This is a genomic window from Lysinibacillus sp. FSL L8-0312, assembly GCF_038003285.1.
Lineage (GTDB): Bacteria > Bacillota > Bacilli > Bacillales_A > Planococcaceae > Lysinibacillus > Lysinibacillus fusiformis_D.
The window spans coordinates 309,798-332,902 of record NZ_JBBOOV010000001.1 but is presented as its reverse complement, the minus strand read 5'-3'; the positions used below and the strand labels follow the sequence as shown (position 1 = coordinate 332,902).

Below are 23,105 nucleotides of genomic sequence, written 5' to 3'. Positions count from 1 at the left end.
CCTCTCCTTACACATGGTTTTTCGGATCTGCTGCATCTGCAAAAGAATTACCAATAATATAGAATGCTATCGTGATGACACTTAACACAATACTTGGAAAAATCAGCTGATAACGTAAATCTGGTGACATCATGAGTACGCGTCCTTCATTAATTAAATTTCCTAAGGACGGCTCGCTGATTGGTAGCCCTAAACCGATATATGTTAGAAATACTTCGGCTCCTATCGCAAAGGGAATAGCGAGGCTCATACGCAACATAATCACTGAAATTAAATATGGTAATAAATTTTTTAGGATAATACGATAATCAGGAGTGCCTAAACATTTTGAGGCTAGGTTGTATTCACGGTCACGTAAAATAACAATTTGATTGCGAATAAATCTCGCCATTTCCACCCATCCCGTTATACACATAGCTATAATGATCGTCGAAATACTTGGGCGTAAAATATAAGACATTAAAATGAGCACAATGGTTGTGGGGATATTATCGACAACATTATATAGCTGCGTTATCGGTGCTTCTAATTTTCGTGAAAAGCCCCACAGTGTACCGATTGTAATACCGACTACTGCCTCTACCAAGGCTACGACACAGCCAATAAAGAGAGATGTTCTTGTGCCCGCCCAAATACGAGACCATAAATCCTGACCAATGGAATTCGTGCCAAACCAAAACTCTGCATTGGGGGTAATATTGCGTGCCTGCATCCCTGTTTGTTCATCCAAGTAAATTTCAGTTGGTGATTTTTGCGCTGGTAAATAAGGCTGGAGAATGGTGAAGCTGACAATAATAAACACTCCCACTAATAAAAAAACGGCTAGTCTATTTTTTAAAAAGGATTGCCATGTAGACCGCCAATAAGAGTAATTGGAATAGCCAGTTTCCTCTGCCTGTCTTGTGTCAACTTCAGCAAATTCAAACAATGTTTGACGGGACTTATTCGAAATATTATTGATTTCATCTGTATACATACCCATTAGCGTACACCCCCTCCCTTGCCTAATTTAATGCGTGGATCGACAAGTGCCATGGCAATGTCCCCTAAAATAAGTCCGATGATGCCAAGAGAAGAGAATACTAGCACTAAGCCTTGCACAATCGTATTATCCTGACGCTGAATGGCATCCACGAGTAAGCCCCCCATCCCTGGAATGGAATAGAGCGATTCGATATAAATAGAGCCTGTAATCGTAAATAGAATGGTGGCAGGTAAGTATTGTGCCATTGGAATAAAGGCATTTCGCAGTACATGCTGGAACATCAATGTCCGCTCCTTCACACCCTTCGCCCTTGCTAGCTTAATATAGTCCTTGTTCAGTTCATCTACCATATATCGTCGCATCCACATCGCATAGGAGGCTGTCGGCGCCAACGCCATGGAGGTAAGTGGCAAAATCCAAGTAATCGGCCTGTACGCATCAAACAGCATCGGTAATTGAAAGAGTTCCGTAATATACATTTGAATGACTAAGTAGTAGACTGCTGCAGGGACAGCAACGACAAAGACGATATAGCCTGTCCCTAGCCGATCTAGCCAACGCCCCTTACGATAGGCCATCAAAATCCCTAACGGCACACCAATGAGTAGCGATAAAGCTACTGCCCCCAAACCAAAGAGCAGAGAATACATAATTTTATCCGCAATAATCGTCACAACCGGTACATCCGTACGATAAGTGACCGATTTGCCTAAATCCCCTTGCAACAAATTTTTATAAAAATTTCCTAGCTGAACAAGCAATGGATCACGCAAGCCAAGATTTGTTAAATAAACTTCTTGCTGAGCCGGTGACATTTTATCGGCTGCCGCTCCTAAATATCCTTCCTCCGGCATTAATCGTAATAATGAAAAGACGATCGTGATGATAATAAAAAGGGTGAACACGGATTGTAAGAGACGTTTTCCTATATACTGCAACATGGCGCTATCCTCCTTTATCCAAAAGACTAAAGGAGATGCCGACTATTCTTTCGGTATCTCCTTTTCCTCTACGAAGCCATACTACTTTTCAGCATTCGCTAACGCTTCCGCACGTTCTTGCTCCCACTGCGCGAGCGCCTTTTTAAATTCTTCATTACTCATTGGCTTCTCCAGCACTTGCTGTCCTTTAAATTTCTCTGCCGTTACACCGAATGGCGAATATTGCGCCTCAAATGGATTTAATTTAGACGCCACATAGCCACTCCCCCCTACTGAATAAGGGATCACAAAGGCTTCATCAATTAAAAAGGCCTCTGCCTTTGCAAATAGCTCATAGCGTTTTGCGGCATCAATCGTTTCTTTCGCTTGATCCACAAGGTTTTGGTACGTCGTTTTGCCATTTGCCTCTTTATAGCCTTCTGCTAATTCTGGTTTATTGTAAGTACCGTCCACTGTGAATGGATCTGTATACGTAGAGGGATCTGCAAAGTCAGGACCCCAGTTCGCTTCTAAAAGCGCAAACTTGCCAGGACGACGCACCTCTGATAAGAAGCCTGTCGATGGACCAGCCTCTACAATAATGTCGACATAATCTGTCCCTAGTAATTTTTCAATCTGCTGTTCCACTACTTGAGAACGATTGGCCCAATCTGGACTGCCTGCATTATAGGGCATTAATACTTTTACAGGGAACGTGGCTTTACCTGCTAATGCTGTTTTCGCTTTTTCTTTGTACTCTAGAGCGAGCTCTTTATTGAAGGAATCTTCATTGGAAATGGTCGTAAGTGGCGCTAATTGGGTATAATCCACCCCTTCCACATCGACAAAGTTTTTCGGTGTAATAGTATTGCTCAGCAAATCTGCTGGATTATAAGGCTCAACCGTCAGCATTGCGGACACCCGATCCAGTGCATGGAATAAGGATTTACGGAAATCTTTATTATTGACTGCAACCTTCCAGTTATCTGGCTCATATTGGGCGTCAAATTGTGGATTAAAGTTAAGTGCATAGAAGTAGGTATAGAAGTTATTTTGTGTTTGACGAACCTGGGATTTTTTCTTCTCGTCTTTAAACCATTCATCAATAATAGAGGTTGGAATACTAGCAGAATCAATTTCTCCACGTAAAAACAGCTCTGGTGCCACTGTTGCCGCTTCTTTATTGTATTTATAGCGAATGCGATCAATCAGCACCTTGTCTTTATCCCAATACGACTCATTTTTCACAAGAACACGCTCATTTTGCGGTTCAATTTTATCTAAAAGATAAGCGCCATTATAAAGGAAATTTTCACGCGTCGTACCAAAATCCTTCCCTTTCTCGGCAATGAACTTGCCATTCACCGGGAAGAAACAAACATAGTTCAACATAGAAAGGAAATAGGGTGTCGGGGCTTCTAAAGTATATTCTACTGTATGTTCATCTAGCGCCTTTATGCCAACCTCCTTGAAATCAGCCAACTCGCCGTTATAGAAGGCCTCCCCATTTTTTACGACCGTCGCAATCCAAGACGTCGATGATTCATTTTTAGCATCAAGCACATAATGTAAGCCATCCACAAAGTCTTGTGCCACAACATCTGCATAGTCCTTCCCCTCATGTGTGACCCATTTAGCATCATCACGTAGCTTGAACGTCCAAACAGTAGCATCCTCATTAGCAGACCATTCCTTCGCCAATCCTGGCTGAACGACTCCATATTGATCGTATTCTATGAGTCCATCCACCATATTTGCGGCCACCGCAAATTCATTTGTTTCAGACGTCTTTAAATAATTTAACGTTTTAATTTCTCCCGAATACACAACACGATATTCCGATGCCTTTTCACTCGATGATTCATCATTGCAGGCTACACAAAACAATACGACCAGACATATGAACAGCAACCAAGACTTTCTCACAAGCATCCCCCTAATCATCTTTTTATAATGAAAATCCTATTGCAAGGACGGATGCACCTTCAATAGGATCTTTCAAACATAAGCTAGGTCCTTCTAAATCGACCCACTATCGATGAAATGCACAACGATTCCATGCTCGTTGTCACGGTAATGAGATAAATTTGTAGGTTCTATCAAATCAAACATATTGGACAGCGTGTCCCACTGCTTTTTGACTACATCTTTGAGTGGTGGCTTCGCTGGAATGAGCGATTTTGCCTTGTTGTGATCGGGGCAAGCGCTTTACTGAGCAAATTTTTCACTCGGGTGAGCGCCTCTCCTCTTTCTGAGCGAGCTCATCGCTTCGATGAGCGCTTTTCACCTTTCCATGAGTAAGGCTTTTCCTGAATGAGCACTCTATTCCTATTTTGGAACGAAGCTATCACTATTGATCATTCATTGATAAAGCAAGCTCAGTAGCATCATGTTAAAAATTGTAAAATACGAAGCACCTCATAAAAATCATCGGTGATAAACTCTACGGTATTATGTGGTTTGAATGTGGCATTTGGATAGAAAGAATTGCGATAAGCTCGTGTATGGTCTCGATAAATAATCTCCACCACAAAGCGTTCTGGTAACGCTACCTGCAAATCAGCACGTGGCACTTTCATTGCAGACTCTACCAGACGTTTGGTTTCCATAATGGTTAGCTGTGGGCTGACACTAATCGTTGCATTTCCGATGCCCTCCTTTGTGGCAAATGTAATCATATGTTCATTCAAGGCCTGTATTTCCTCTGTTAGCCCCACATCCCCACTAACGAAGGATACAGGAACATCATGTAAAGCCGCCGCATACGTATTGATTAAAAATTCGCTTGCATAATGACCATTAATTTTGACGTCGGCATATGTGCAAAGTGTATGGGCAAGTGGATTGCGCTCACTTCCTCCTTTACTGTGGTAGCCAATAAAAATGGCACGGTCAAAGCTTTGATCGAGACCTGCCACCATACACATTGGATCATATGTCCAGCCACGGATGACTTTACAATTGATTGGTAAATTGGAAATGTCGAGATTGCGAGCAGAATCGTGGGCATCCTTTAATAAAATTTCTGTGGCGCCTCCTGCTATCGCTCCTTCAATGGCTGCTTCTACTTCTCGTGTCATTTGTCTTTGGAAAAACAGATAGTCCGGTGCGTTTAACTCGGTCTCACTCCATGATGTTGTACCTGTAATCCCTTCAATATCTGCGCTAATATAAACCTTCATAGAAATCGCAACTCCTTTACATTATGATTTTGTATTGTTGCGTGTACTGCTCCATAATGGGCTACCTGCGCTTGCACACGTCTTGCCCATGCCACATTGTGATAATCGTAATGCCACCATTCTTCTGCATAATTCGTGAATCCAGCAAGTGACAAGCAGTTGTACAGCAGACGCCGATGCTGACAGGCTAGCGGATTTTCCTTCAAGTGCTGTTCAAAATAACGTGTCGCAGATTTTTCATGCATTTCGTCAAAAGCTGTACCAAGATCCAACGCTTTACCGTGGACATCAGCCAGCGTGACATCAATTGCACCACCTGTTAAATGTGGGGCTAAATGGGCGAATTCTTCACTTGGCAAAGCTACATATTTTTTCGTAGCCTGCACAAGCTCCTGTGATGTTGCCTGTGGCATTTGTTGTGCTAATTGCTTTGAAAAATGGGTAAACAAATACTGCTGTACTTGAAACGGACGATACCCATCATAAAGTAAGAGACTATATTCCTGTGGTAATAACGTTAACGCCTGCTGCAAACGCTTATAGACCCCTTCTCGCACATAAATAACTTGCAAACTATCAGGAATCTGTTGCTGATAGTAGATAGGCTCCATGAATAGTCTCGGATGTGTAGCTGTGACCTGGATAAGCGGCTCACCGTTTTCACGAACAAACGGAGATAGAGGTGGATTCCTATTTATAGCTGCCGCTATTGGTTGAAATAGGTTGATGATATTGGCACACCTCCTTAATTTTTAGATAATTCAGTTTTTTAAAATGAATGTTATCATATCTCTCTAGCATTGACTAGATAAAAAAGGAATAATTACAATATAATAGTTTTTCTCCTATAATGATTCATATTCCAGCAAAACACTGTCGAAAAATCACTTTTGTCCTCTAGTTAAGGATTTTATTCATCGCATTGCTCGCTCATGCTAACGAAGTACAAAAAAAGCTATCGAAACATGGATGATGTCTCAATAGCTTTAATCGTTATGCCTTATGAAAAGCGTAAGCTTCCACTGTATGGCCATTGCGCCCCGTTGTAGTCTGGGCCTGAGATAATGAATTGAGTATCGCTTCCTCTGTCGCTTCAGCTGCGGCGGCAAACAACTGATTCATGATGGGGTGATCCTCACGTAGCTGTGTTCTTGTTTCCATCAGCTGATCTGTCGTATGAGGAATACTGTGTGCCGTTGTAAAACCAATGACTACGTCTCCACTACCATGTGAAAAGTGACTACCTGTCCGACCGAGACCGATACCACAGCGTTTAATGACACGCAGCAATTGGCGGCTACTCAACGGGGCATCCGTTGCAAGAATAATAAGTATTGAACCATCTGTAGGAGATAATGTTGATTGGCTTTGCCTATTGGAAGCGTTGTAACGCTCGGCTAAAAAATCAGTGCTTTGACCAAAATTACTGAGAACTAGACAACCTACTGTATAGCTAATTTCCTGTTGTTCAACTTTAACAAGGCGAGAAGACGAACCAATCCCCCCTTTATAGCCAAAACACATCATACCTTTCCCTGCTCCAACGGCTCCTTCCTGTACTATATCCGTAGAGGCTTGACGAATGGCTGCTATTGCATGTTCTGGTGTCACGGGACACGCTCGAATCGAATTTAAATAACTATCATTACATTCGCCTACAACAAGATTAATCGTTCCTGTTATGAGCCCAATATCTTCATTCAAGTCCAACATATAGCTTAGTGTTCCTTGTGTAACGGCTGGCACGCCAAAGGTATTCGTTAACATAATAGGTGATTCGATCACACCAAGCTCATTGACTTGCACAAGTCCCGTTGTTTTTCCGAAACCATTTAACACATAGCTTGCCGCCGTTACCTTTTGCTGAAATAAATTACCACCATGCGGTAAAATGGCTGTGACTCCTGTACACGCATAAGCACCGTCCTGATCTAATGGCTCATCCAATGTGACATGTCCCACCTGAACTCCCGCTACATCGGTCATACAGTTTTTTGGTCCAACTGGTAACTTGCCAATCTTGATGCCCATTTGTCGTACCTTGCCTGGCATATTACAACTCCTCCTGAATCGCCATGGACACCGCAGTTTGTGCATGAATGGCTGCTGTATCAAACACTGGCACACTAATATCCTCCTGCTGAATCAATAAACCAATCTCCGTACAGCCTAAAATCACTCCTTGTGCCCCCGCTTGCACAAGCTCCTCAACAACTTGGATATAGTACGATTTGGCGTCTTGCTTAATGATACCTAAACACAGTTCTTCATAAATAATGCGATTTACTTCCATTCGTTCGTGGCTGTCTGGCACAATAACCTCAATACCGAAACCCTCCACTCTTGCTTTATAAAACGCCTGCTCCATCGTATACTTCGTGCCAAGAAGGGCTATTTTCTGTAGACCTGCTTCTTTAATTTGTCTAGCTGTTGCATCCGCAATATGTAAAATCGGGATGGTAATCGCTGCCTCTATAATATCAATGACCTTATGCATCGTATTCGTACAAATAATAACGAAATCTGCACCTGCACGCTCAAGTGATTGCGCTGCTTGTGCCAGAACATTCCCCGCTTTGTCCCACTCTCCTTTCGCTTGAAAATGCTCAATTTGTTGGAAATCCACACTATATAAAATACATTTCGCAGAATGTAAGCCTCCTAGTCGCTGTTTGACCTGCTCATTCATGAGCCTGTAATAGGCAGCGGAGGATTCCCAGCTCATCCCACCAATTAAGCCGATTATTTTCATCAACATCACACTCCTTTTCTATTATTATACGCATAACTCGCAATGAAATAAGAGAATTTTCCAAATTTAATGCTTTATCTCCCTATCGAATATGACAGAAAAATAGTATGTGAAGCAAACTCTATCCATTTAAATATTTTTAAATCGCAAAATATTATGATTATTTCCATTATTTTAGAAATGTTGATTTATTATAAAAAAACAGTGTAGACTAAAGCGTATTGTGAAAGGAGGACAACTTATGGAATGGATTTCAAGTATTGTAAATAGTGGAAATAATATTTTATGGACATATATCCTAATTATTTTACTGATCGTAGCAGGACTATATTTTTCATTTGGTACGAAGTTTGTACAAATTCGTCTGTTTCCTGAAATGTTTCGTTTAATTGTAGAAAAAAGAGAGGGCGAATCAGGTGTATCACCGTTCCAGGCTTTTACTATTAGTGCTGCTTCACGTGTCGGCACAGGGAATATTACAGGTGTTGCCTTAGCCATTGGTGTAGGAGGGCCAGGTGCTGTTTTTTGGATGTGGATCATCGCTATTTTAGGGATGGCTACTGCCTTCATTGAAAGTACCTTAGCACAGGTTTATAAAGTGAAGGATGGTAATACCTTCCGGGGTGGACCTGCCTACTACATGGAAAAAGCGTTAGGTCAACGAAAGCTAGGAATTATTTTTAGTATTTTATTAACATTTAGCTTTGGGTTTATTTTTAATGCTGTACAGTCCAATACAATTGCCACGTCAGTTGGAGAAGCATTTGATATCAAACCAGCGATCATTGGGATAATACTTGTCGCCTTAACAGCCTTAATTATTTTTGGCGGTGTTCATAGAATTGTGAAGGTGACGCAAATTCTTGTACCTGTCATGGCGATTTTCTATTTACTTGTAGCCCTTTTCGTTGTAGTGACAAATTTCTCGGAAATCCCGCATGTTTTTAACTTAATTTTCACGCATGCATTTGGCCTACAGGAAGCTGCTGGTGGTGCAATTGGGGCGGCTATTATGCAAGGTGTCCGTCGTGGTTTATTTTCCAACGAGGCTGGTATGGGGAGTGTACCTAATGCGGCGGCAACTGCCAATACCTCACACCCTGCCAAACAAGGGCTAGTACAAAGCTTAGGTGTCTTTTTTGATACGATCATGATTTGTACAGCGACTGCCTTTATCATTATTTTAGCTGGCTTATATGATAAAGGCGAAAGTGACGGCATTATCTTGACGCAAAATTCTTTAGCTGTCCAAGTTGGGGACTGGGCTCCTTACTTTATTGCTATCGCCATCATCTTCTTTGCCTTCAGTTCGATCATTGGAAACTATTATTATGGTGAATCCAATATTGAGTTTATGGATGCGCATAAAGGTTGGATGTTTAGCTATCGTATATTAGTGTTAGCTATGGTCATGTTTGGCTCTGTAGCTCAGGTACAGCTTGTATGGAATTTAGCTGACCTATTTATGGGTCTAATGGCGCTCATCAATATAGCCATTATTATTATTCTCGGTAAAATTGCCTTCCTTGTATTAGACGACTTTACACAGCAACGTAAAGCTGGTAAAAATCCTGTCTTTTATGCAAAATCAATTCCAACCTTAAAAAATACAGACTGTTGGGAAGAAGATCGATAAACAGCTAACGCCACTCCTTTTGATAGGAGTGGCGTTTGTGCTTTAATATTTAAATTGACTAATCAGTTGCTTTAATTCATCCGCCATATGTGCGAGTGCTTGTGCCGAGGCATTGATTTCTTCCATTGAGGCTAATTGTTCCTCTGTTGATGCCGCTACATCCTCGGATGCAGAAGCATTGCCTTTTGCAGAGAATGCCAAATCTTCTGTTACGGCTGCCACCTCTTGGACGCCTGCTGACATTTGCTCAGAGGCTGAAGAGACTTCCTCCATTTTAGGTGTAATTTCATTCATGCTTGCCATAATGACTTGGAATTTTGCAATGGCTTCATCCGAAATATGCAGACCACTTTGCACATCCTCCGTTACCTTCGCCATAATACTGACAGATTGCTCCGTCTCTTGCTGAATACCTCGAATAAGCTCAAATATTTGTTTGGCCGATTCTTGTGATTGTTCTGCTAGCTTGCGAACCTCATCTGCCACAACGGCAAAGCCTTTCCCATGCTCACCTGCTCTTGCCGCCTCAATAGCTGCATTTAATGCAAGTAAGTTCGTTTGATCGGCAATGCTCGTAATGACATCTAAGATGGACGTAATTTGCTGAGATCGTTCATGCAAGGTTTGAATTTTCGCATTGGAATCTGCTACAGATAAATGAATGGATTGCATTTGATCCTTCGTATTCTGCACAGCTTGTCCACCCTCATCTGCTTGTGATGTTGCATGCTGCGAAAGGTCTGTCACAGCAGAGGATATTTCGGCAATATGCAAAATAGCTGTTGAAAGCTCATGCAGTGATTCTGCATTTTTATTGGCACTGATCGTTTGCGAATCAGCACTTGAGGCAACATCCTGAATAGAAATCGCCACTTTTTCCGTTGCAATGCTTGTTTGATTCGCGTTGGCTGTTAGCTCCTCTGCTGACGAAGCCACTTCCTCTGCATTTTGCTCAATTTTTTGAATAAGTGTCCGTAAGCTTTCTTGCATATCATTAAAGGCTTGTCCTAATTGACCAATTTCATCCTTCGACGTAACCGTCACCGTTTCTGTCAAATCGCCTTTACTGATCGTCACAGCACTATCCTTTAAAGCTTTAATTGGCTTTAACACAGCCCTCATAACAAAATAAAAGACAATCGTACTAATAACAATAGCCGCAATCAGCACTAAAATCGTATGGTATAAAATTTTAGATGCCGATTCATCAATTTCTTTGGCAAAAATGGTCCCTGTGATTTTCCAATCAGTCAGTTCATTTGTTGTATAGAACAGGATTCGGTTATCACCGTCAAAGACATATTTATAGGTACCAGAAGGATTTTCGTACATTTGATCGAGGAAGCTTTCTTTTAGTTTTCCTCCAGCTTCAAGCGTAGGGTGTGAGATAACCATATTTTCTTCACCAAAAATAGAAGGATAACCATTTTTCCCGATTCGAATGGAATCTGCAATTTTTTGAAGGTCTGTCAGTTTAATATCAATAGCCACAACCCCAGCATGATCCTTAATCTGTTTGGCAACCGTCACAACCATATCGCCAGTTCCTGCATCTTTATAAGGATTTGTGATTAACGTTTCTCCTTTGAGGGCTGTTGCCTCTTTATACCAATCTCGATCTAGTGGATTATAGTCTGCATCATTTAATTTTGGCTCTTGTGTAAAGGAGCCATCGTTCATGCCAATATAAATACTTAGCACATCTGGATTTAGCTCTACATACTGATGCAAATTCGTCTCAATAGAGGCTTGGGATTGCTGATATTTTCCTGCATCTAATTCACTGCTAAATACATTGATATCATCCATTTTTTCGCTAATGGTTTTATCAATAAGCTTATTTAAAATGCCCACACTTTCATTGGCACTAAATAATATTTCTTCTTCTATTGAGTCTTTTGCAGATAAATAAGATAAACTCCCAACAGAAATGACAGGAATTAGTAATACTAGCGCAAATAAAGTATAAAGCTTGCCCTTAAAACTGCTAAATAGTTTCTTCATATATCAATCTCCTTTTGATTCTTGTTGTGAAAAAATAGCAAGCTATTTTCCACAGTATTTCCCTCTCTTTATCTGCTTCACATTTCTCCCAAAGCTTTTATCGGATGAAATATTATTTTTCAAACATATTTTTGAATTTCTTATTATTCAGGCTTTGCAGACAACTAGAAAACCCCTGTAAATATACAGAGGTAGTGTTTCCTTAGTATTTAAATGACTGTATAGACTCTTGCAAATCTATCGCCATTTTCGCTAGATGTGTAGAGGAAGCTGCTACCTCCTCCATTGCTGCATTTTGTTCTTCTGAAGAGGCTGCAACACTTTGTACATGGCGACTCGATTTCATTGAGACTTCACTAATATAATCAATTTCTTTGACTAACTTTTCTACATCCTGATGAATAGTCCGAATGGCTGTTGTCACTATCTCAGTTTGTGCTTGTACATCATTAATGGCATCATCAATCTGTATAAAATTATCTCTTGCCACATTGACCTTTTCACGTCCTACATGGACCGAATCATTGCTATTGACCATATCCTCTTCAATGACTCTCGTGCTATCGGTAATTTGTGCCACTACTTTTTCAATGTCCCCCGCTGCAAGATTGGACTCATCTGCTAGCTTGCGTACTTCCTCTGCAACAACCGCAAAGCCTTTGCCATGTTCGCCGCTTCTTGCCGCTTCAATCGAGGCATTGATTGCCAGTAAATTAGTTTGTGTCGCAATACTTTTAATGACATTCACGGCTTTTACAATCGCCGCTGTATTGTCATCTAAATCTTGCACACGGGTATTTAACTCGCTTGTATTGGCAGAAATTTCATTCATTTGTTCCGTCACATCATGCACAGAAGAACGCCCTATACTCGCCATATTTTTCGTTTCGACGGTTGCATGATTCACGTTATGGATACTTGTAGAAATATCATTCATTTTCTTTAAAATATGAGCTGATAAATTCCGTACATCGCTTGTTAAAGTGTCCTGCTGGTCAATTCCTTGTGCAATATCGTGAATAGATTCCGTCACCACTTCTGTCGCCTGTGTAACCTCCATGCTACTAGCCGTCAGTTGTTCTGATGTGGCTGCAACTTGTTCGGAGGAGTTGCCTACTTGTTTCATCATCAGTCGAAGCTTTTGTGACATACTATTAAAGGACTCGGCCAAATGGGCGAATTCATCCTTGGTTTTAAATTGTAAATGCGTGTGCAAATTCCCTTCAGAGAATTTATCCATTTCTATTACTGTTTGCTGAATGTTTTTAGCGATTCGTCTCCCAAATACTGTGGCAATGATGATACTAACAATCAAAGAAATAACGGCTAGTATTGTAATTTCTACCCCGCTTCTTTCTCCTTCTTGCTTGGTTGCTTCAATATGAGCTTGCATCTCTTCCTGTTGAGCCGTTGCCATCGTCTTACCAAAGACAACTAACTTCAGAGAACCTTCACCTAAAATTGGCAATGCTTGCTGTTGGGCTTGTTGATGATCTCCTCGTTGATAAAGTGGCACTATCTGCCCATCTATCGCCTTTTCCCAATCGGCTAGTTGCTGTAAAAACTGCTCAAACTCTTCATTGCTATCGCCTTTTTCTTGGAGACGATTAATCGACGTATGTAAGGTCTCGCGGATTTCATGGTGGTTGTTAAGCATTTCTTCCTTGCCATATAATATATACCCACGAATAGCTGCATTTGCTCGAACTGTTTGGAACGAGATATCTTGATATAAATGAATAAATTCTGTCTTGTCTTCAATTTCTGCTAGAGTCTGATTATTATGATTCAAGTAGTATAATGCAATACCTGAAATAAGCAGTAGGAAGACGAGTACAATGCCAAAAGCAATTTGTAGTTTTCGTTCCACAGTTAGTCTCATATGATTCCCTCAATTCTACTATAATCATATTGAGTATAGCCTACCTAAACCTATTAACCTATATAATATGTATCTATCCTCATAAATTATCGCTAAAATTTAACAAAAATAAGAACTCCACGCTCAATCTATTGACAATAATATCCACTATATCGCTAGTTTAAATAGGTAGAAAGCATTTGGAAACCGTAGAGGTAAACCCAAAAGAGAGGGAGCAACAGAACCATTTTAAGAAAAAGCCCTCTTTTTTCAACATATTCTCGAATGCCTGAAGTAAGCATAATAGCACTTAGTAACAATAAGCTATGCTGAGCCCCATAGATCTGCAAAGAAAATGTAATAACGAATGGCAAGGCGGCTGGAAAAATAAAATCTGCTAACGGTCTCTTGCTCTTCGCTTTGTTTAAATATATGGGAGGAGCCGTTTCTTTTTCTATCGATTTAGCCCCTGTAAGTTTCTTTGCTAGCATAAAGGCTAGACTGAAAAATATAATTGTATACACAATAAATAATAGAAACGGCATTCTACTTTCTTCATTCAACAAATGAAAATAATCCACCATATCTTGTGCCTTTAGTTCATAATACTGCATCGTTTTCTGATCCATTAGGAATAATCGTTCATCCTTGCTAATCATCTTCACGGCCATTTCCTTGCCATTATAAAGACGTATATATAAGTCGCTTACCGTAGTAGCATTAGCTGGTCGACTAACCGGATTTTTTGGGGACTGTAATGCTTGTTGGAGATGTTCCTTGTCTTTCACCTCATAACGGTTGATGTAGAACACTTGCTTTAATGGATACAAATATTGCTCCTTGCTATCACTTCCAGACAAATACCAAGCCTCTTGAATTGTTTGAAATTCACTATGATGCAGGGATACTAGCTCCTCTCGCTGCCTTTCATTGTAACTGAAAAGTAGAAGTGTACTTATACTAAGAATAATGCCTAGTAACAGTGTATAAATATGGCCTCCCTTGTGCATCCCTACGCCTCCTTTACAGACTTTTATATATAGTAATTATTGTAATATACGGTTTACACTCCCAATAAGTTTCATCTATACTAATAATAGAGGTGAAGCAAATATGAGTAAACCAGCATTATACGTACATTTAGTCATTGGACCTGATTGTGATTTCGAATCCATGGCCATCAGAGCGGCACTAGAATCCTTTGATGCACGGGTGACAATTCATTTAATCGGAAGACCAAATGATTTGATTGATGTCTTGTCTGGAGAGGATCTGCCAAGCAAAATGGACTATCTTATTTTAAACTTCCACGGTAATGAGGGACGCTTTTGTTTACCCGAGTTAGGCGAAGATGTATATGAAGACAATGAACCTAAAAGTATCTACTTTGAACGACAGGATGTCCTATCCTATTGTCAGCTACAGGATGTCAAGGTGATAGCAGCTGGCTGTACATTAGGCTGGCAACAGCTAGCGACAGCCTTTTTAGAAAGTGGCTGTCACTCCTATTTAGCACCCGATGATTATATAGAAGGTAACGCAAATCTCATGTTTCTTATTCGCTTTTTCTATGAGATCATCACGAATCAAAGAAATCAGCAGGAAGCATTCGAACTCGCCCAAGCTATTGATGCAGAAACGGCCATGTACAAGCTATATTTAACATAAAAAGATCGTAGCACATGTTATTGGCTACGATCTTTCTTTATTAACGTTGCTGTTTATCTAGCATAGATTCTGTAAAAGCCTGTGACTGTCCTTTTGGAATACTAAGCGTTTGCCAAGCAGAGCCCTTAACTTGTTTCGCAATATAAATAATTTGACCGACATGCTGTGCATAATGCGCCATCTGTCTTTCAATGGCATCAATGACTGCTAGCTGCTCTCCTCTAATTGTGACATATCGCTGCAAATCAGATTCTGTTAAACTCGCTAAGGCGTCTAAAAACACTTGCCAACCCTTTTCCCAAGCTACGAGCATGGCCTCTTTCGTGTGAAGACTATCCATAAACTCATCATCTCGATTACGCGTAGACTTCTCACCATCCGTCGTTAAAAAATCTGTCCAGCGTGAAATCATATTGCCACTAACATGCTTCACAATAACTGCGATACTATTGGATTCCTCATTATACGCCCAATGTAACTGTGCCTCTTCTAATTGGGCAAGCGCCTTATCCCCTTGCTCTTTCACATTGTTAAATCTTTTTTGAACAACTTGTAAATAAGTGTGTGCGATTGTCATGATTGTACCCATCCCCTCTTTTCTATCATTCTATAATAGTTCAAAGGGATTGTCTCATCTGTGCTTTACTAATCGCCAAGAATAAACGCTCTTACGATGGTCGCCATTTTTTCTTGGACTTCTTGTGGGTCGCCATCTAATTGATAACCAATATGATAGACATAGCCGTTATAGTACGTATAAAATTCATTGGCATTTGTAGTCATTTGAAAGATCCGCTTATCTGTTTCATCGTAATTATAGTAAATGTAAACAAAACCTCGATCTGGTGTCATCTCCCGATAATATAAAGGATTCATAAAATTTAAACCTACATTTGAAACTTTAATCCCTAAAGTTTCCTCAATATCTTTCGATTTAATATATGTTGATAAGGGATTACGATCTACATTTGTCACTGAGAAATTAATGTATTGTAGATCCCTGCCAGTGGAGGATTTTTCTTTATAGCTAAATTGAAATTGCGTTTGTTGACTGCCATCATCCATTTTGGATGATACCGCATAGACCTCCTGAATATTTGGTTGAAATGGCAACTCTTCCGGTGTAGTAAGATGAACGACATTGCCCAGTGAGGTTGCTACTGATTGCATAGCCGCGAAACCCTGAAGTGGTGCATAATATTTGATATTTTTTGCCTGACTTAAAAAATTGGCTAGCGGGAAAAACTGACTGTATGTTGTATCTGTTCCTTCCACTTCTGTTTGAAACAAATCCGTAAAAGGAGGTTTTTCTTCTTCATTCATTACCTGTGTCGTCAGTTGATTAGACGGTTTGGCTGCTTGCCAGGCAATGAAAAATAAAATAGAGCATGTCATCATGATGGTAACTGCACGATACGTCCACTTTGGTTTGGACGGATAAGGCTCTTGCTGAATTTGTTGGCGAACCTTATGTATGATTGCTTCTTTATGTGCTGAAACATCTTGTAACGCCTGCATTGTATGCTTATCCATGGAAAAGTACCTCCCATTCAATATGTTGCAAATCTATTTTTAATAGCTCCTTCCCCTTCTTTAAACGAGATTTCACAGTACCTTCAGGAATTGTAAGTAGTTCCGCAATCTCTTTAATCGTCATCTCCTCTAAATAAAAATAAACGATTGCTTCGCGTTGCTTGATTGGTAAGCGTAAAATCGCTTCATCTAGTAAGGCTTGCTCATCTTGACGAATCAGTGTGTCCTGTAAGACCATTTTTTGCTTTGTAAAAAATCTATGCTGCATTGTAATTTTTCTGTATGCCCAGCTTTTTAAGTAATCCTTACATTTATTGATTGTCATGCGGGCAAGATATGCTTTCATCTCCCCTCTCTCTTCATAATCCTTTTGATGATAAAATTTAATAAATACGTCCTGCACAATATCTTCGGCTATTTGTAAATCCTTCGTATAGTAATAAGCAATTCGAAGCATTTGCTCCGTGTGTATAGCCATTAGCTGCTCTAATTTTTCGTTATCTGACATGTAATTTCCCTCCTTCCACACTATAAACGATTCCCAACCAGAGAAAGATTATTTTTCCAGCTTAAAATGACATAAAAAAACCGCCTCTAAAATTCGAGACGGTTTATTGCTTCTTTATAAATTTTCATCAATATATGTTTCGATATCGGAAGCTATCGTATCAATTGGTACATCTTCAATATTTTCAGCAAAGCCATTATACATTTTGACCATTACACCATCTTTGTCCACTAAGAAAAATTGATTGCCATGAATGACTTGGTCACTGTTAGGGTCGTTTTTCACTAATATCTTTGTATTTTTCACTGCAAACTGTTCAATATATTTTTGTGAATAGCCTGTCAGAAGATTCCACTTAGATTCATCTGGCACATTGTATTTACTGATATAATTAGCTAACACTTCTGGTTTATCAACGTCTGGATCTACTGAAAAGGCAACGATGTGATAATCCTCTACTCCTTTTTTCTGGAGCTTTTCCTGCACTTGTGCCATGTTCAATGACATCGGCGGGCAAATCGATATACAGTTCGTGAAAATATACATGCCGATCCAAGGCTTACCTTTTAAACTTTCGAGCGAAACGGTTTCACCACGTTGATTAATATGTTCAAAATCGGGTATTTCGAGGCTGTAGTCTGCTTTAAATTTTGAATTTCCACATGCGCCAAGCACAGATGCACAGGCTAAAAGTAGAACTAGCCCTATTAACTTACGTTTCATGTCAACACTCTCCCTAACCTACACTACCCTCATCCTACCGTAGGTTGTAAACGTTGACAAGAACTTCTACGTGACAGCTTTCGTACATCTTTGTGAAATAAATTTCATTTTAACGAAACGAGCGCCGCATGAATCGCATCAAGCTTTACTTCGACACGGTGCAATAAATAAAATGACACTAAAATCGGAAAACCGATATCGGATATCATGTTCAGCCACGGTTCCATTTGTCTCCCCCTCTCTCCTACAGTAAAACAGGTCTTTGCGGTTTCATTGCAAAGACCTGTTTTGAATTATTCTGTTGCTACATCAAATTCTGTTACTTGGCGATCTACCATGCGTGCACCCTTGATGGAAGATAAAGCACCAGTCTGTCCAGCAAAGACATTTTTACCTATGATCGATGTCATAGCCTGCTGTATTTCAGCCGCTGTGATATGCGGCTTTGGTGCATCAATTGTAAGTGTTGTCGTTTTCCCATCAGTCGTTGCAAAGAGTAACTCTAAAACTTGTGTCATGTTTGATTCCTCCTTAAGATAACTCGTTTGTTTCTTGCTTGACAATACTAGCCAATGTCTGTGATGAAAGACTAGCAATGACATGTGCAACCGCTACTAAGTCGCCCTCATTATGCGAGGGGCTAATATTTCGATATGATTTTGTGATGAATATTGGTTCATTTTGTTCATCATAGCCCGTCACATACTTAAGGCGCAGTGTTGCATTTAAAAAGTGAACGTCTACCATCGAGTCTCACCTCCCTTCTGCACACTATATAATGGCGAATTGCTAAAAAAGGGACATTATAGGATGAATTTTTTTTCGGAAGCTCTTATAATAGAATAAGAGAAGGCAAAGAGGTGAACGATTTGTTACAAGGTTGGTTTTTATGGTTTATTTTATTTTGGGTTGTCGTCCTCATTTCATTGATGGCTATTGGCGGATTCTTCATGTTCCGAAAATTTTTAAAGGCACTCCCTAAACAAGATGGAAAATCAGATTTAGATTGGCAAGAATATTATTTAGATAGAACGATTCACTTATGGGGACAAGCTGAAAAAGACTTACTCTATGAGCTAGTAAGCCCTGTACCTGAGCTCTTTAGACAAGTAGCAAAGGAAAAAATTGCAGGAAAAATTGGCGAGCTCGCATTAGAAGAAAAGGCTGCTGCCATCAATAATGACCTTATTATTCGTGGATATATCCAGGCCACACCAAAACGCGATCACAAATTTTTACGCAAAAAATTAGAACAAATGCACATTGACATCGCCCCCTACGAACATTTATTTGATTAAAAAAACGCTGCACGAAGCTATGTGCAGCGTTTTTTCTTATTTATAATGTGGGTGTTCGTGGCTATCCGCTGCTTTTGAAAGGCTATCCTTCGCTTTTGAGCTTCTATCCACGCTCTAGGTTCTATCCTCTTCTTTCGCAAAGCTATCCTTCGCTTTCCTCATTCTATCCGCTACTTTTGCTGTTTTATCCACCACTTCTGAGCTTCTATCCACGCTTCAAAATTCTATCCTCTACTTTTAAGCTTCTATCCACCACTTTTGCTGTTCAAGCACAAAAAAACTACACTAGCTTCTGCACTAGTGTAGTTTTGGGATTGTTTTTTTGACTCTTTTAAACTGGATCAGCATAGCGATTCGCCAAGGTAATAGCATGGCGAAGGCTAGTATCCAGAACATACCTGCTAATTCACCGACATCGATGGAACTACTTAAAATCATTTTCGCTACGACTCGGAATATTAACAGACCGAATAAAATAAAAACGAAGGCTTTGGAACGTTTTAAATAGATGTCTCGTCCCTTTACTTCAAATTTCGAAGTAGCAATTAAGATTGTCGAGAACAACATGCCCACCGCGGCTGCTTCTAAAATTTGCATGGCTGGCACGCGGAATTGCTCAAATAAAAACATGAGTGCACCAGAAGACATGGCAATTGGTGGGATAATAATTTTCTTCTCATTTGTCGGCTTTTTGGAAGCTCTCATTCGTATGATCATCACAAAGCCGCCCATAAGAATGGCCATGATAGTTGACCCTATAACATAATAGTGAGAAGGGATACTGCTCAACATAAAAATCCTCCTCTAATGTCTAATTAGCAATTTTGTCCAAGTAATTGATCGGCGACAGCCTTTAATCTTTCTGGCTCGAAAGGTTTTGTGATAAAATCCTTGGCGCCGCTTTCAATCGCTTCTACGATTAATTTTTGCTGACCTAATGCTGTCACCATAATAATTTTTGCATTTGGAAATTCTGGGACGATTTTTTTTACTGCCGCAATACCGGTCATAACGGGCATCGTTACATCCATTGTGACTAAATCTGGTTGTAAATCACGATACATCGCCACAGCTTCTTTGCCATTTGCTGCTTTACCGACTACCTCATAACCCCATTCTGAAAACATATTACTGATTGCAACACGCATGAATAGCGTATCATCCACTACTAAAACTGTAGGCACATGTTCATCTCCCTCCGCGTTAAAGTTCGGTATGCCTTTTAGTTTAACAAATTAAAAGCCTGTAAATCCACCGAAAATAGGCTGTAAAACGCGGGTAATATACGTTAAGCCGTCAAAGAATAATAAAATCCCCACGGCAATCATGACATAACCACCGATTTTCACAATTTTTTGGCTGTGTGTACGAATCCATGTCATACGTGAAATAAAGAAAGATAGCACGAAGAATGGAATCGCAAATCCTAAATAATACGCAAGCATATAGCTAAAGCCCGCACCAGGATTTGTACTAGCTAACATAATAATAGACGCAAGGATTGGTCCCGTACATGGTGTCCAACCTGCCGCAAAGGCAATACCAATTAAGACAGATCCAAAATAGCCAGACGGTCTATTTTTAAATTGGAACTTTCGATCCTTCATTAAGAAGTCTACTTGCAATAATCCGACAATCATTAAACCGAATACTACAATTAAAATAGCGCCAACCTGTCGTAATAAAGTTTGATAATTTAGGAAAAACTCCGCCGCAAATGAAGCGCTTAGTCCAATAATGATAAAGATAATTGAAAATCCTAGTAAAAAGAATAATGTGTGGAAAATGGCACGTTTTTGAAGCATGCCTTTTTCTGATTTTAGCTCATCTAGTGTCATACCCGTTATGTACGATAAAAATGCTGGATATAGTGGAAGAGTACATGGTGAAATAAAACTTAAAAACCCTGCACCAAAAGCTAAAAATACGTTAATATCAGATCCCATATTTTTTAATCGCTCCTTACAGTTACTGCATTCATCGTACCAAAAAAAAGGCTAAAAAGCGTCCTTTCTGTTTGTGAACGTTTCATGGCAAAATAATGAGGTTTTTAAGAAGTTCCATCAAGCTCCTTCTGCATTATGCCCTCCTCTTGATTTTCTGTCAACATAATCCGTCATTCTTCTACCCTATTATAGAGGTTATCGCTCACTCCTTTCCTCTAGCCTTGACATTGTCGATTGCTTGCCGTTATTGTTGAAAGAGGCTTTAGTAGTGAAACCCTCTTAATTATTGTAAGAAACTATTCAGACGAACAGATTCATCATAACACCAAGTCATCAGATGACCATATTATAAGGTAACATTAACAATATTATTATCTTACATTTCGACAAGTATCCCCTACTCCACAAAGTGTTCATGTTAACCATGAGTATATGACTACTTTTCATGTATAATATTGATAACCGATGTGCAATGGATCGAAAAAAAGAGGTGTAGCCCTTGAAATTAAGAAAAATTAAACCAAAAAAGATTTATGAAGAAGTATCCGAAATCCTGCATGAAAAAATCAGGGCTGGTGTCCTAAAACCAGGCGATCGACTGGACTCTGTAGAACAGCTTGCCGAACAATTACAAGTGAGTCGATCCGCCGTTCGAGAAGCGCTTTCTGCATTAAAAGCTATGGGGTTAATTGAAATCAAGCAAGGCTCTGGAACTTTTGTCAAAAGTGTACCAGCCAAGCAACTTGATTTTCCTTTATCCACTGCCATGTTAACAAATAAACAGGATATTGCACATTTATTAGAGGTGCGTAAAATAATTGAAGTAGGAGCAGCAGCAAGTGCAGCAATCCATCGTTCAGAACAGGATGTACAAGCGATGTTACAAATTTTAGAGAACATGAAGCAAGCACATGGGGATGGTGAACTCGGTGAAAAAGTAGATTATCAATTCCATGCAGCTATTTCCACTGCCTCACAAAACCCTCTACTCGCTACAATCTTAGATCAAATTTCTGGCCTAATGATAGACACGATGAAAGAAACGCGACGAATATGGTTGTACTCCCAGAAAACAACGAGTGAACAATTATATGACGAACATATGCAAATCTTCCTCGCAATTAAACAACAAAATGAGGAGCTAGCCAAACATGCCATGGCGTCTCATTTAAGCAATGTTGAAAAAGTGCTCTTACAATATTTTGAAACAACTGAGTCTCAATCATAGTAAACTGCCTAGCACTCACTAGGTAGTTTTTTTATTTTCCGAAAATTCATGAAAAATAGTTTTATTCTCTGTAAAATTTGTTGTATGATAAAATCACCGATAAGTCATCAGATGACCAGTTGTTTTTTAAAAGGAGCGATAAAGATGAAAGTCACACTATTTGCCACTTGCCTAGTGGATTTGTTTCAAGGGGATGTAGGGAAAGCCGTTGTTGAGGTGTTAGAGAGACTTGGCTGTGAGATTGATTTTCCAGAGGATCAAATTTGCTGTGGTCAGCCTGCCTACAATAGCGGCTATGTGAAGGAATCGAAAAATGCGATGAAAAAAATGATTACAGCCTTTGAGCATGCTGAATACGTCGTCTCCCCCTCAGGTTCTTGTGCTTATATGTTAAAAGAATATCCTGAGGTTTTTAAAGAAGACCTGATCTGGGCAACAAAGGCACAAGCATTAGCAGATAAAACCTATGAATTTACAGAGTTTATTGTCAACGTTTTAAAGATAAACGATGTCGGAGCTCATTTAGAAGGCAAAGCTACTTATCACACATCCTGTCATATGACACGATTGCTTGGTGTAACAGATGCACCTTTTCAATTATTAAAAAATGTCAAGGGCTTACACTATGTGGACCTCCCTGGCAAAGATCGATGCTGTGGGTTTGGTGGTACATTCTCAGTCAAAATGGGCAATATTTCTGGAGAAATGGTCAATGAAAAAGTACACAATGTGGAAGAAACAGGGGCAAATATTTTAATTGGGGCAGATGCTGGCTGTTTAATGAATATTGGTGGCCGCATTCACCGTCAAGGCAAGCCGATTAAAGTGATGCATATTGCAGAAGTCTTAAACTGCCGTTAA

At 39.9% G+C, this 23,105-nt stretch carries 25 protein-coding genes; 5 read left to right on the top strand and 20 right to left on the bottom strand.

What is annotated here, in order from left to right:
* Nucleotides 1–7 precede the first annotated feature (7 nt).
* The 7 genes from MHI22_RS01635 to MHI22_RS01605 form a co-directional block, all read right to left on the bottom strand.
* A complete protein-coding gene (locus MHI22_RS01635; RefSeq protein WP_340810867.1) occupies nucleotides 8–982 on the bottom strand; it encodes an ABC transporter permease in 975 nt (324 codons plus the stop codon).
* The gene (locus MHI22_RS01630) at nucleotides 982–1,926 is read right to left on the bottom strand and encodes an ABC transporter permease (RefSeq protein ID WP_089932476.1); all 945 of its coding nucleotides are present in this window, start codon (nucleotides 1,924–1,926) and stop codon (nucleotides 982–984) included. Before MHI22_RS01630 ends, MHI22_RS01635 begins: the two co-directional genes overlap by 1 nt.
* A gap of 81 nt (nucleotides 1,927–2,007) precedes the next feature.
* Nucleotides 2,008–3,831 (bottom strand): peptide ABC transporter substrate-binding protein, encoded by a 1,824-nt coding sequence (locus MHI22_RS01625; RefSeq protein WP_340810866.1) that lies wholly within the window; start codon nucleotides 3,829–3,831, stop codon nucleotides 2,008–2,010.
* Between the two features lie 461 nt (nucleotides 3,832–4,292).
* Nucleotides 4,293–5,087 (bottom strand): M55 family metallopeptidase, encoded by a 795-nt coding sequence (locus tag MHI22_RS01620; RefSeq protein ID WP_058844953.1) that lies wholly within the window; start codon nucleotides 5,085–5,087, stop codon nucleotides 4,293–4,295.
* Nucleotides 5,084–5,698 carry a M15 family metallopeptidase gene (locus MHI22_RS01615; protein WP_340810865.1) on the bottom strand — a complete coding sequence of 205 codons (615 nt, stop codon included), beginning with the start codon at nucleotides 5,696–5,698 and terminating at the stop codon, nucleotides 5,084–5,086. Before MHI22_RS01615 ends, MHI22_RS01620 begins: the two co-directional genes overlap by 4 nt.
* Nucleotides 5,699–6,080: 382 nt before the next feature.
* On the bottom strand, nucleotides 6,081–7,139 hold the full coding sequence (locus MHI22_RS01610) for a DmpA family aminopeptidase (protein ID WP_340810864.1): 1,059 nt from the start codon (nucleotides 7,137–7,139) through the stop codon (nucleotides 6,081–6,083).
* 1 nt (nucleotide 7,140) lies between these two features.
* On the bottom strand, nucleotides 7,141–7,839 hold the full coding sequence (locus tag MHI22_RS01605; RefSeq protein ID WP_340810863.1) for an aspartate/glutamate racemase family protein: 699 nt from the start codon (nucleotides 7,837–7,839) through the stop codon (nucleotides 7,141–7,143).
* 241 nt (nucleotides 7,840–8,080) lie between these two features.
* Here MHI22_RS01605 and MHI22_RS01600 point away from each other — a divergent pair, with 241 nt between their 5' ends.
* Complete coding sequence (locus MHI22_RS01600) at nucleotides 8,081–9,475, top strand: alanine/glycine:cation symporter family protein (protein ID WP_340810862.1); 1,395 nt, start codon at nucleotides 8,081–8,083, stop codon at nucleotides 9,473–9,475.
* Between the two features lie 42 nt (nucleotides 9,476–9,517).
* Here the strand turns inward: MHI22_RS01600 and MHI22_RS01595 are convergent, their stop codons facing one another.
* The 3 genes from MHI22_RS01595 to MHI22_RS01585 form a co-directional block, all read right to left on the bottom strand.
* On the bottom strand, nucleotides 9,518–11,479 hold the full coding sequence (locus MHI22_RS01595; protein ID WP_036129282.1) for a methyl-accepting chemotaxis protein: 1,962 nt from the start codon (nucleotides 11,477–11,479) through the stop codon (nucleotides 9,518–9,520).
* 202 nt (nucleotides 11,480–11,681) lie between these two features.
* The gene (locus MHI22_RS01590) at nucleotides 11,682–13,361 is read right to left on the bottom strand and encodes a methyl-accepting chemotaxis protein (protein WP_271912975.1); all 1,680 of its coding nucleotides are present in this window, start codon (nucleotides 13,359–13,361) and stop codon (nucleotides 11,682–11,684) included.
* Between the two features lie 155 nt (nucleotides 13,362–13,516).
* Nucleotides 13,517–14,350 carry a hypothetical protein gene (locus MHI22_RS01585; RefSeq protein ID WP_340810861.1) on the bottom strand — a complete coding sequence of 278 codons (834 nt, stop codon included), beginning with the start codon at nucleotides 14,348–14,350 and terminating at the stop codon, nucleotides 13,517–13,519.
* Between the two features lie 103 nt (nucleotides 14,351–14,453).
* Between MHI22_RS01585 and MHI22_RS01580 the strand changes: the two genes are divergently transcribed.
* Nucleotides 14,454–15,008, top strand: a complete 555-nt coding sequence (locus MHI22_RS01580) for a hypothetical protein (RefSeq protein WP_058844044.1) — start codon at nucleotides 14,454–14,456, stop codon at nucleotides 15,006–15,008.
* A gap of 40 nt (nucleotides 15,009–15,048) precedes the next feature.
* Here the strand turns inward: MHI22_RS01580 and MHI22_RS01575 are convergent, their stop codons facing one another.
* The 7 genes from MHI22_RS01575 to MHI22_RS01545 all read right to left on the bottom strand — a co-directional run bounded on the left by MHI22_RS01575 (nucleotide 15,049) and on the right by MHI22_RS01545 (nucleotide 18,519).
* Entirely contained in the window at nucleotides 15,049–15,585 is a 537-nt protein-coding gene (locus MHI22_RS01575) for a DUF1572 family protein (RefSeq protein WP_036129271.1), read from the bottom strand.
* 68 nt (nucleotides 15,586–15,653) lie between these two features.
* The gene (locus MHI22_RS01570; protein ID WP_058844043.1) at nucleotides 15,654–16,541 is read right to left on the bottom strand and encodes a hypothetical protein; all 888 of its coding nucleotides are present in this window, start codon (nucleotides 16,539–16,541) and stop codon (nucleotides 15,654–15,656) included.
* Entirely contained in the window at nucleotides 16,534–17,049 is a 516-nt protein-coding gene (locus MHI22_RS01565) for an RNA polymerase sigma factor (RefSeq protein WP_036129265.1), read from the bottom strand. The genes MHI22_RS01570 and MHI22_RS01565 overlap by 8 nt, the downstream gene beginning before the upstream one ends.
* 114 nt (nucleotides 17,050–17,163) lie before the next feature.
* Nucleotides 17,164–17,772, bottom strand: coding sequence for an SCO family protein (locus MHI22_RS01560; protein WP_036129262.1), 609 nt, complete (start codon nucleotides 17,770–17,772; stop codon nucleotides 17,164–17,166).
* A gap of 104 nt (nucleotides 17,773–17,876) precedes the next feature.
* A complete protein-coding gene (locus MHI22_RS01555; RefSeq protein ID WP_080717186.1) occupies nucleotides 17,877–17,999 on the bottom strand; it encodes a YvrJ family protein in 123 nt (40 codons plus the stop codon).
* Nucleotides 18,000–18,065: 66 nt separating this feature from the next.
* Nucleotides 18,066–18,290: a DUF2922 domain-containing protein gene (locus tag MHI22_RS01550; protein WP_141903056.1), complete on the bottom strand. Its 225-nt coding sequence runs from the start codon at nucleotides 18,288–18,290 to the stop codon at nucleotides 18,066–18,068.
* 13 nt (nucleotides 18,291–18,303) lie between these two features.
* The gene (locus MHI22_RS01545; protein ID WP_058844042.1) at nucleotides 18,304–18,519 is read right to left on the bottom strand and encodes a DUF1659 domain-containing protein; all 216 of its coding nucleotides are present in this window, start codon (nucleotides 18,517–18,519) and stop codon (nucleotides 18,304–18,306) included.
* A 122-nt stretch (nucleotides 18,520–18,641) separates the two neighbouring features.
* On the opposite strand from MHI22_RS01545, the gene MHI22_RS01540 reads away from it, so the two are divergent.
* Complete coding sequence (locus tag MHI22_RS01540) at nucleotides 18,642–19,070, top strand: DUF2621 domain-containing protein (RefSeq protein ID WP_141903346.1); 429 nt, start codon at nucleotides 18,642–18,644, stop codon at nucleotides 19,068–19,070.
* Nucleotides 19,071–19,367: 297 nt separating this feature from the next.
* On the opposite strand, the gene MHI22_RS01535 is transcribed toward MHI22_RS01540, so the two are convergent.
* From MHI22_RS01535 to MHI22_RS01525, 3 genes are read right to left on the bottom strand one after another with little or no spacing between them, the layout of a single operon-like run.
* Nucleotides 19,368–19,862, bottom strand: a complete 495-nt coding sequence (locus tag MHI22_RS01535) for a CcdC family protein (RefSeq protein WP_036129247.1) — start codon at nucleotides 19,860–19,862, stop codon at nucleotides 19,368–19,370.
* A 23-nt stretch (nucleotides 19,863–19,885) separates the two neighbouring features.
* Nucleotides 19,886–20,254, bottom strand: coding sequence for a response regulator (locus MHI22_RS01530; protein WP_036129242.1), 369 nt, complete (start codon nucleotides 20,252–20,254; stop codon nucleotides 19,886–19,888).
* A gap of 51 nt (nucleotides 20,255–20,305) precedes the next feature.
* Entirely contained in the window at nucleotides 20,306–21,016 is a 711-nt protein-coding gene (locus tag MHI22_RS01525) for a cytochrome c biogenesis CcdA family protein (RefSeq protein ID WP_058844721.1), read from the bottom strand.
* Nucleotides 21,017–21,515: 499 nt separating this feature from the next.
* Between MHI22_RS01525 and MHI22_RS01520 the strand changes: the two genes are divergently transcribed.
* Both MHI22_RS01520 and MHI22_RS01515 read left to right on the top strand, forming a co-directional pair.
* Nucleotides 21,516–22,244, top strand: coding sequence for a FadR/GntR family transcriptional regulator (locus MHI22_RS01520; protein ID WP_036129236.1), 729 nt, complete (start codon nucleotides 21,516–21,518; stop codon nucleotides 22,242–22,244).
* 144 nt (nucleotides 22,245–22,388) lie between these two features.
* Nucleotides 22,389–23,105 carry a (Fe-S)-binding protein gene (locus MHI22_RS01515; protein WP_089932483.1) on the top strand — a complete coding sequence of 239 codons (717 nt, stop codon included), beginning with the start codon at nucleotides 22,389–22,391 and terminating at the stop codon, nucleotides 23,103–23,105.

Coding starts and splice junctions, on each gene's coding strand:
- MHI22_RS01580 (WP_058844044.1), top strand. CDS start 14,454: ATGAGTAAACCAGCATTATACGTACATTTAGTCATTGGACCTGATTGT.
- MHI22_RS01610 (WP_340810864.1), bottom strand. CDS start 7,139: ATGCCAGGCAAGGTACGACAAATGGGCATCAAGATTGGCAAGTTACCA.
- MHI22_RS01550 (WP_141903056.1), bottom strand. CDS start 18,290: ATGACACAAGTTTTAGAGTTACTCTTTGCAACGACTGATGGGAAAACG.
- MHI22_RS01545 (WP_058844042.1), bottom strand. CDS start 18,519: ATGGTAGACGTTCACTTTTTAAATGCAACACTGCGCCTTAAGTATGTG.
- MHI22_RS01600 (WP_340810862.1), top strand. CDS start 8,081: ATGGAATGGATTTCAAGTATTGTAAATAGTGGAAATAATATTTTATGG.
- MHI22_RS01560 (WP_036129262.1), bottom strand. CDS start 17,772: ATGAAACGTAAGTTAATAGGGCTAGTTCTACTTTTAGCCTGTGCATCT.
- MHI22_RS01635 (WP_340810867.1), bottom strand. CDS start 982: ATGGGTATGTATACAGATGAAATCAATAATATTTCGAATAAGTCCCGT.
- MHI22_RS01620 (WP_058844953.1), bottom strand. CDS start 5,087: ATGAAGGTTTATATTAGCGCAGATATTGAAGGGATTACAGGTACAACA.
- MHI22_RS01605 (WP_340810863.1), bottom strand. CDS start 7,839: ATGAAAATAATCGGCTTAATTGGTGGGATGAGCTGGGAATCCTCCGCT.
- MHI22_RS01555 (WP_080717186.1), bottom strand. CDS start 17,999: ATGGAACCGTGGCTGAACATGATATCCGATATCGGTTTTCCGATTTTA.
- MHI22_RS01615 (WP_340810865.1), bottom strand. CDS start 5,698: ATGGAGCCTATCTACTATCAGCAACAGATTCCTGATAGTTTGCAAGTT.
- MHI22_RS01535 (WP_036129247.1), bottom strand. CDS start 19,862: ATGTTGAGCAGTATCCCTTCTCACTATTATGTTATAGGGTCAACTATC.
- MHI22_RS01630 (WP_089932476.1), bottom strand. CDS start 1,926: ATGTTGCAGTATATAGGAAAACGTCTCTTACAATCCGTGTTCACCCTT.
- MHI22_RS01570 (WP_058844043.1), bottom strand. CDS start 16,541: ATGGATAAGCATACAATGCAGGCGTTACAAGATGTTTCAGCACATAAA.
- MHI22_RS01575 (WP_036129271.1), bottom strand. CDS start 15,585: ATGACAATCGCACACACTTATTTACAAGTTGTTCAAAAAAGATTTAAC.
- MHI22_RS01595 (WP_036129282.1), bottom strand. CDS start 11,479: ATGAAGAAACTATTTAGCAGTTTTAAGGGCAAGCTTTATACTTTATTT.
- MHI22_RS01565 (WP_036129265.1), bottom strand. CDS start 17,049: ATGTCAGATAACGAAAAATTAGAGCAGCTAATGGCTATACACACGGAG.
- MHI22_RS01590 (WP_271912975.1), bottom strand. CDS start 13,361: ATGAGACTAACTGTGGAACGAAAACTACAAATTGCTTTTGGCATTGTA.
- MHI22_RS01515 (WP_089932483.1), top strand. CDS start 22,389: ATGAAAGTCACACTATTTGCCACTTGCCTAGTGGATTTGTTTCAAGGG.
- MHI22_RS01525 (WP_058844721.1), bottom strand. CDS start 21,016: ATGGGATCTGATATTAACGTATTTTTAGCTTTTGGTGCAGGGTTTTTA.
- MHI22_RS01585 (WP_340810861.1), bottom strand. CDS start 14,350: ATGCACAAGGGAGGCCATATTTATACACTGTTACTAGGCATTATTCTT.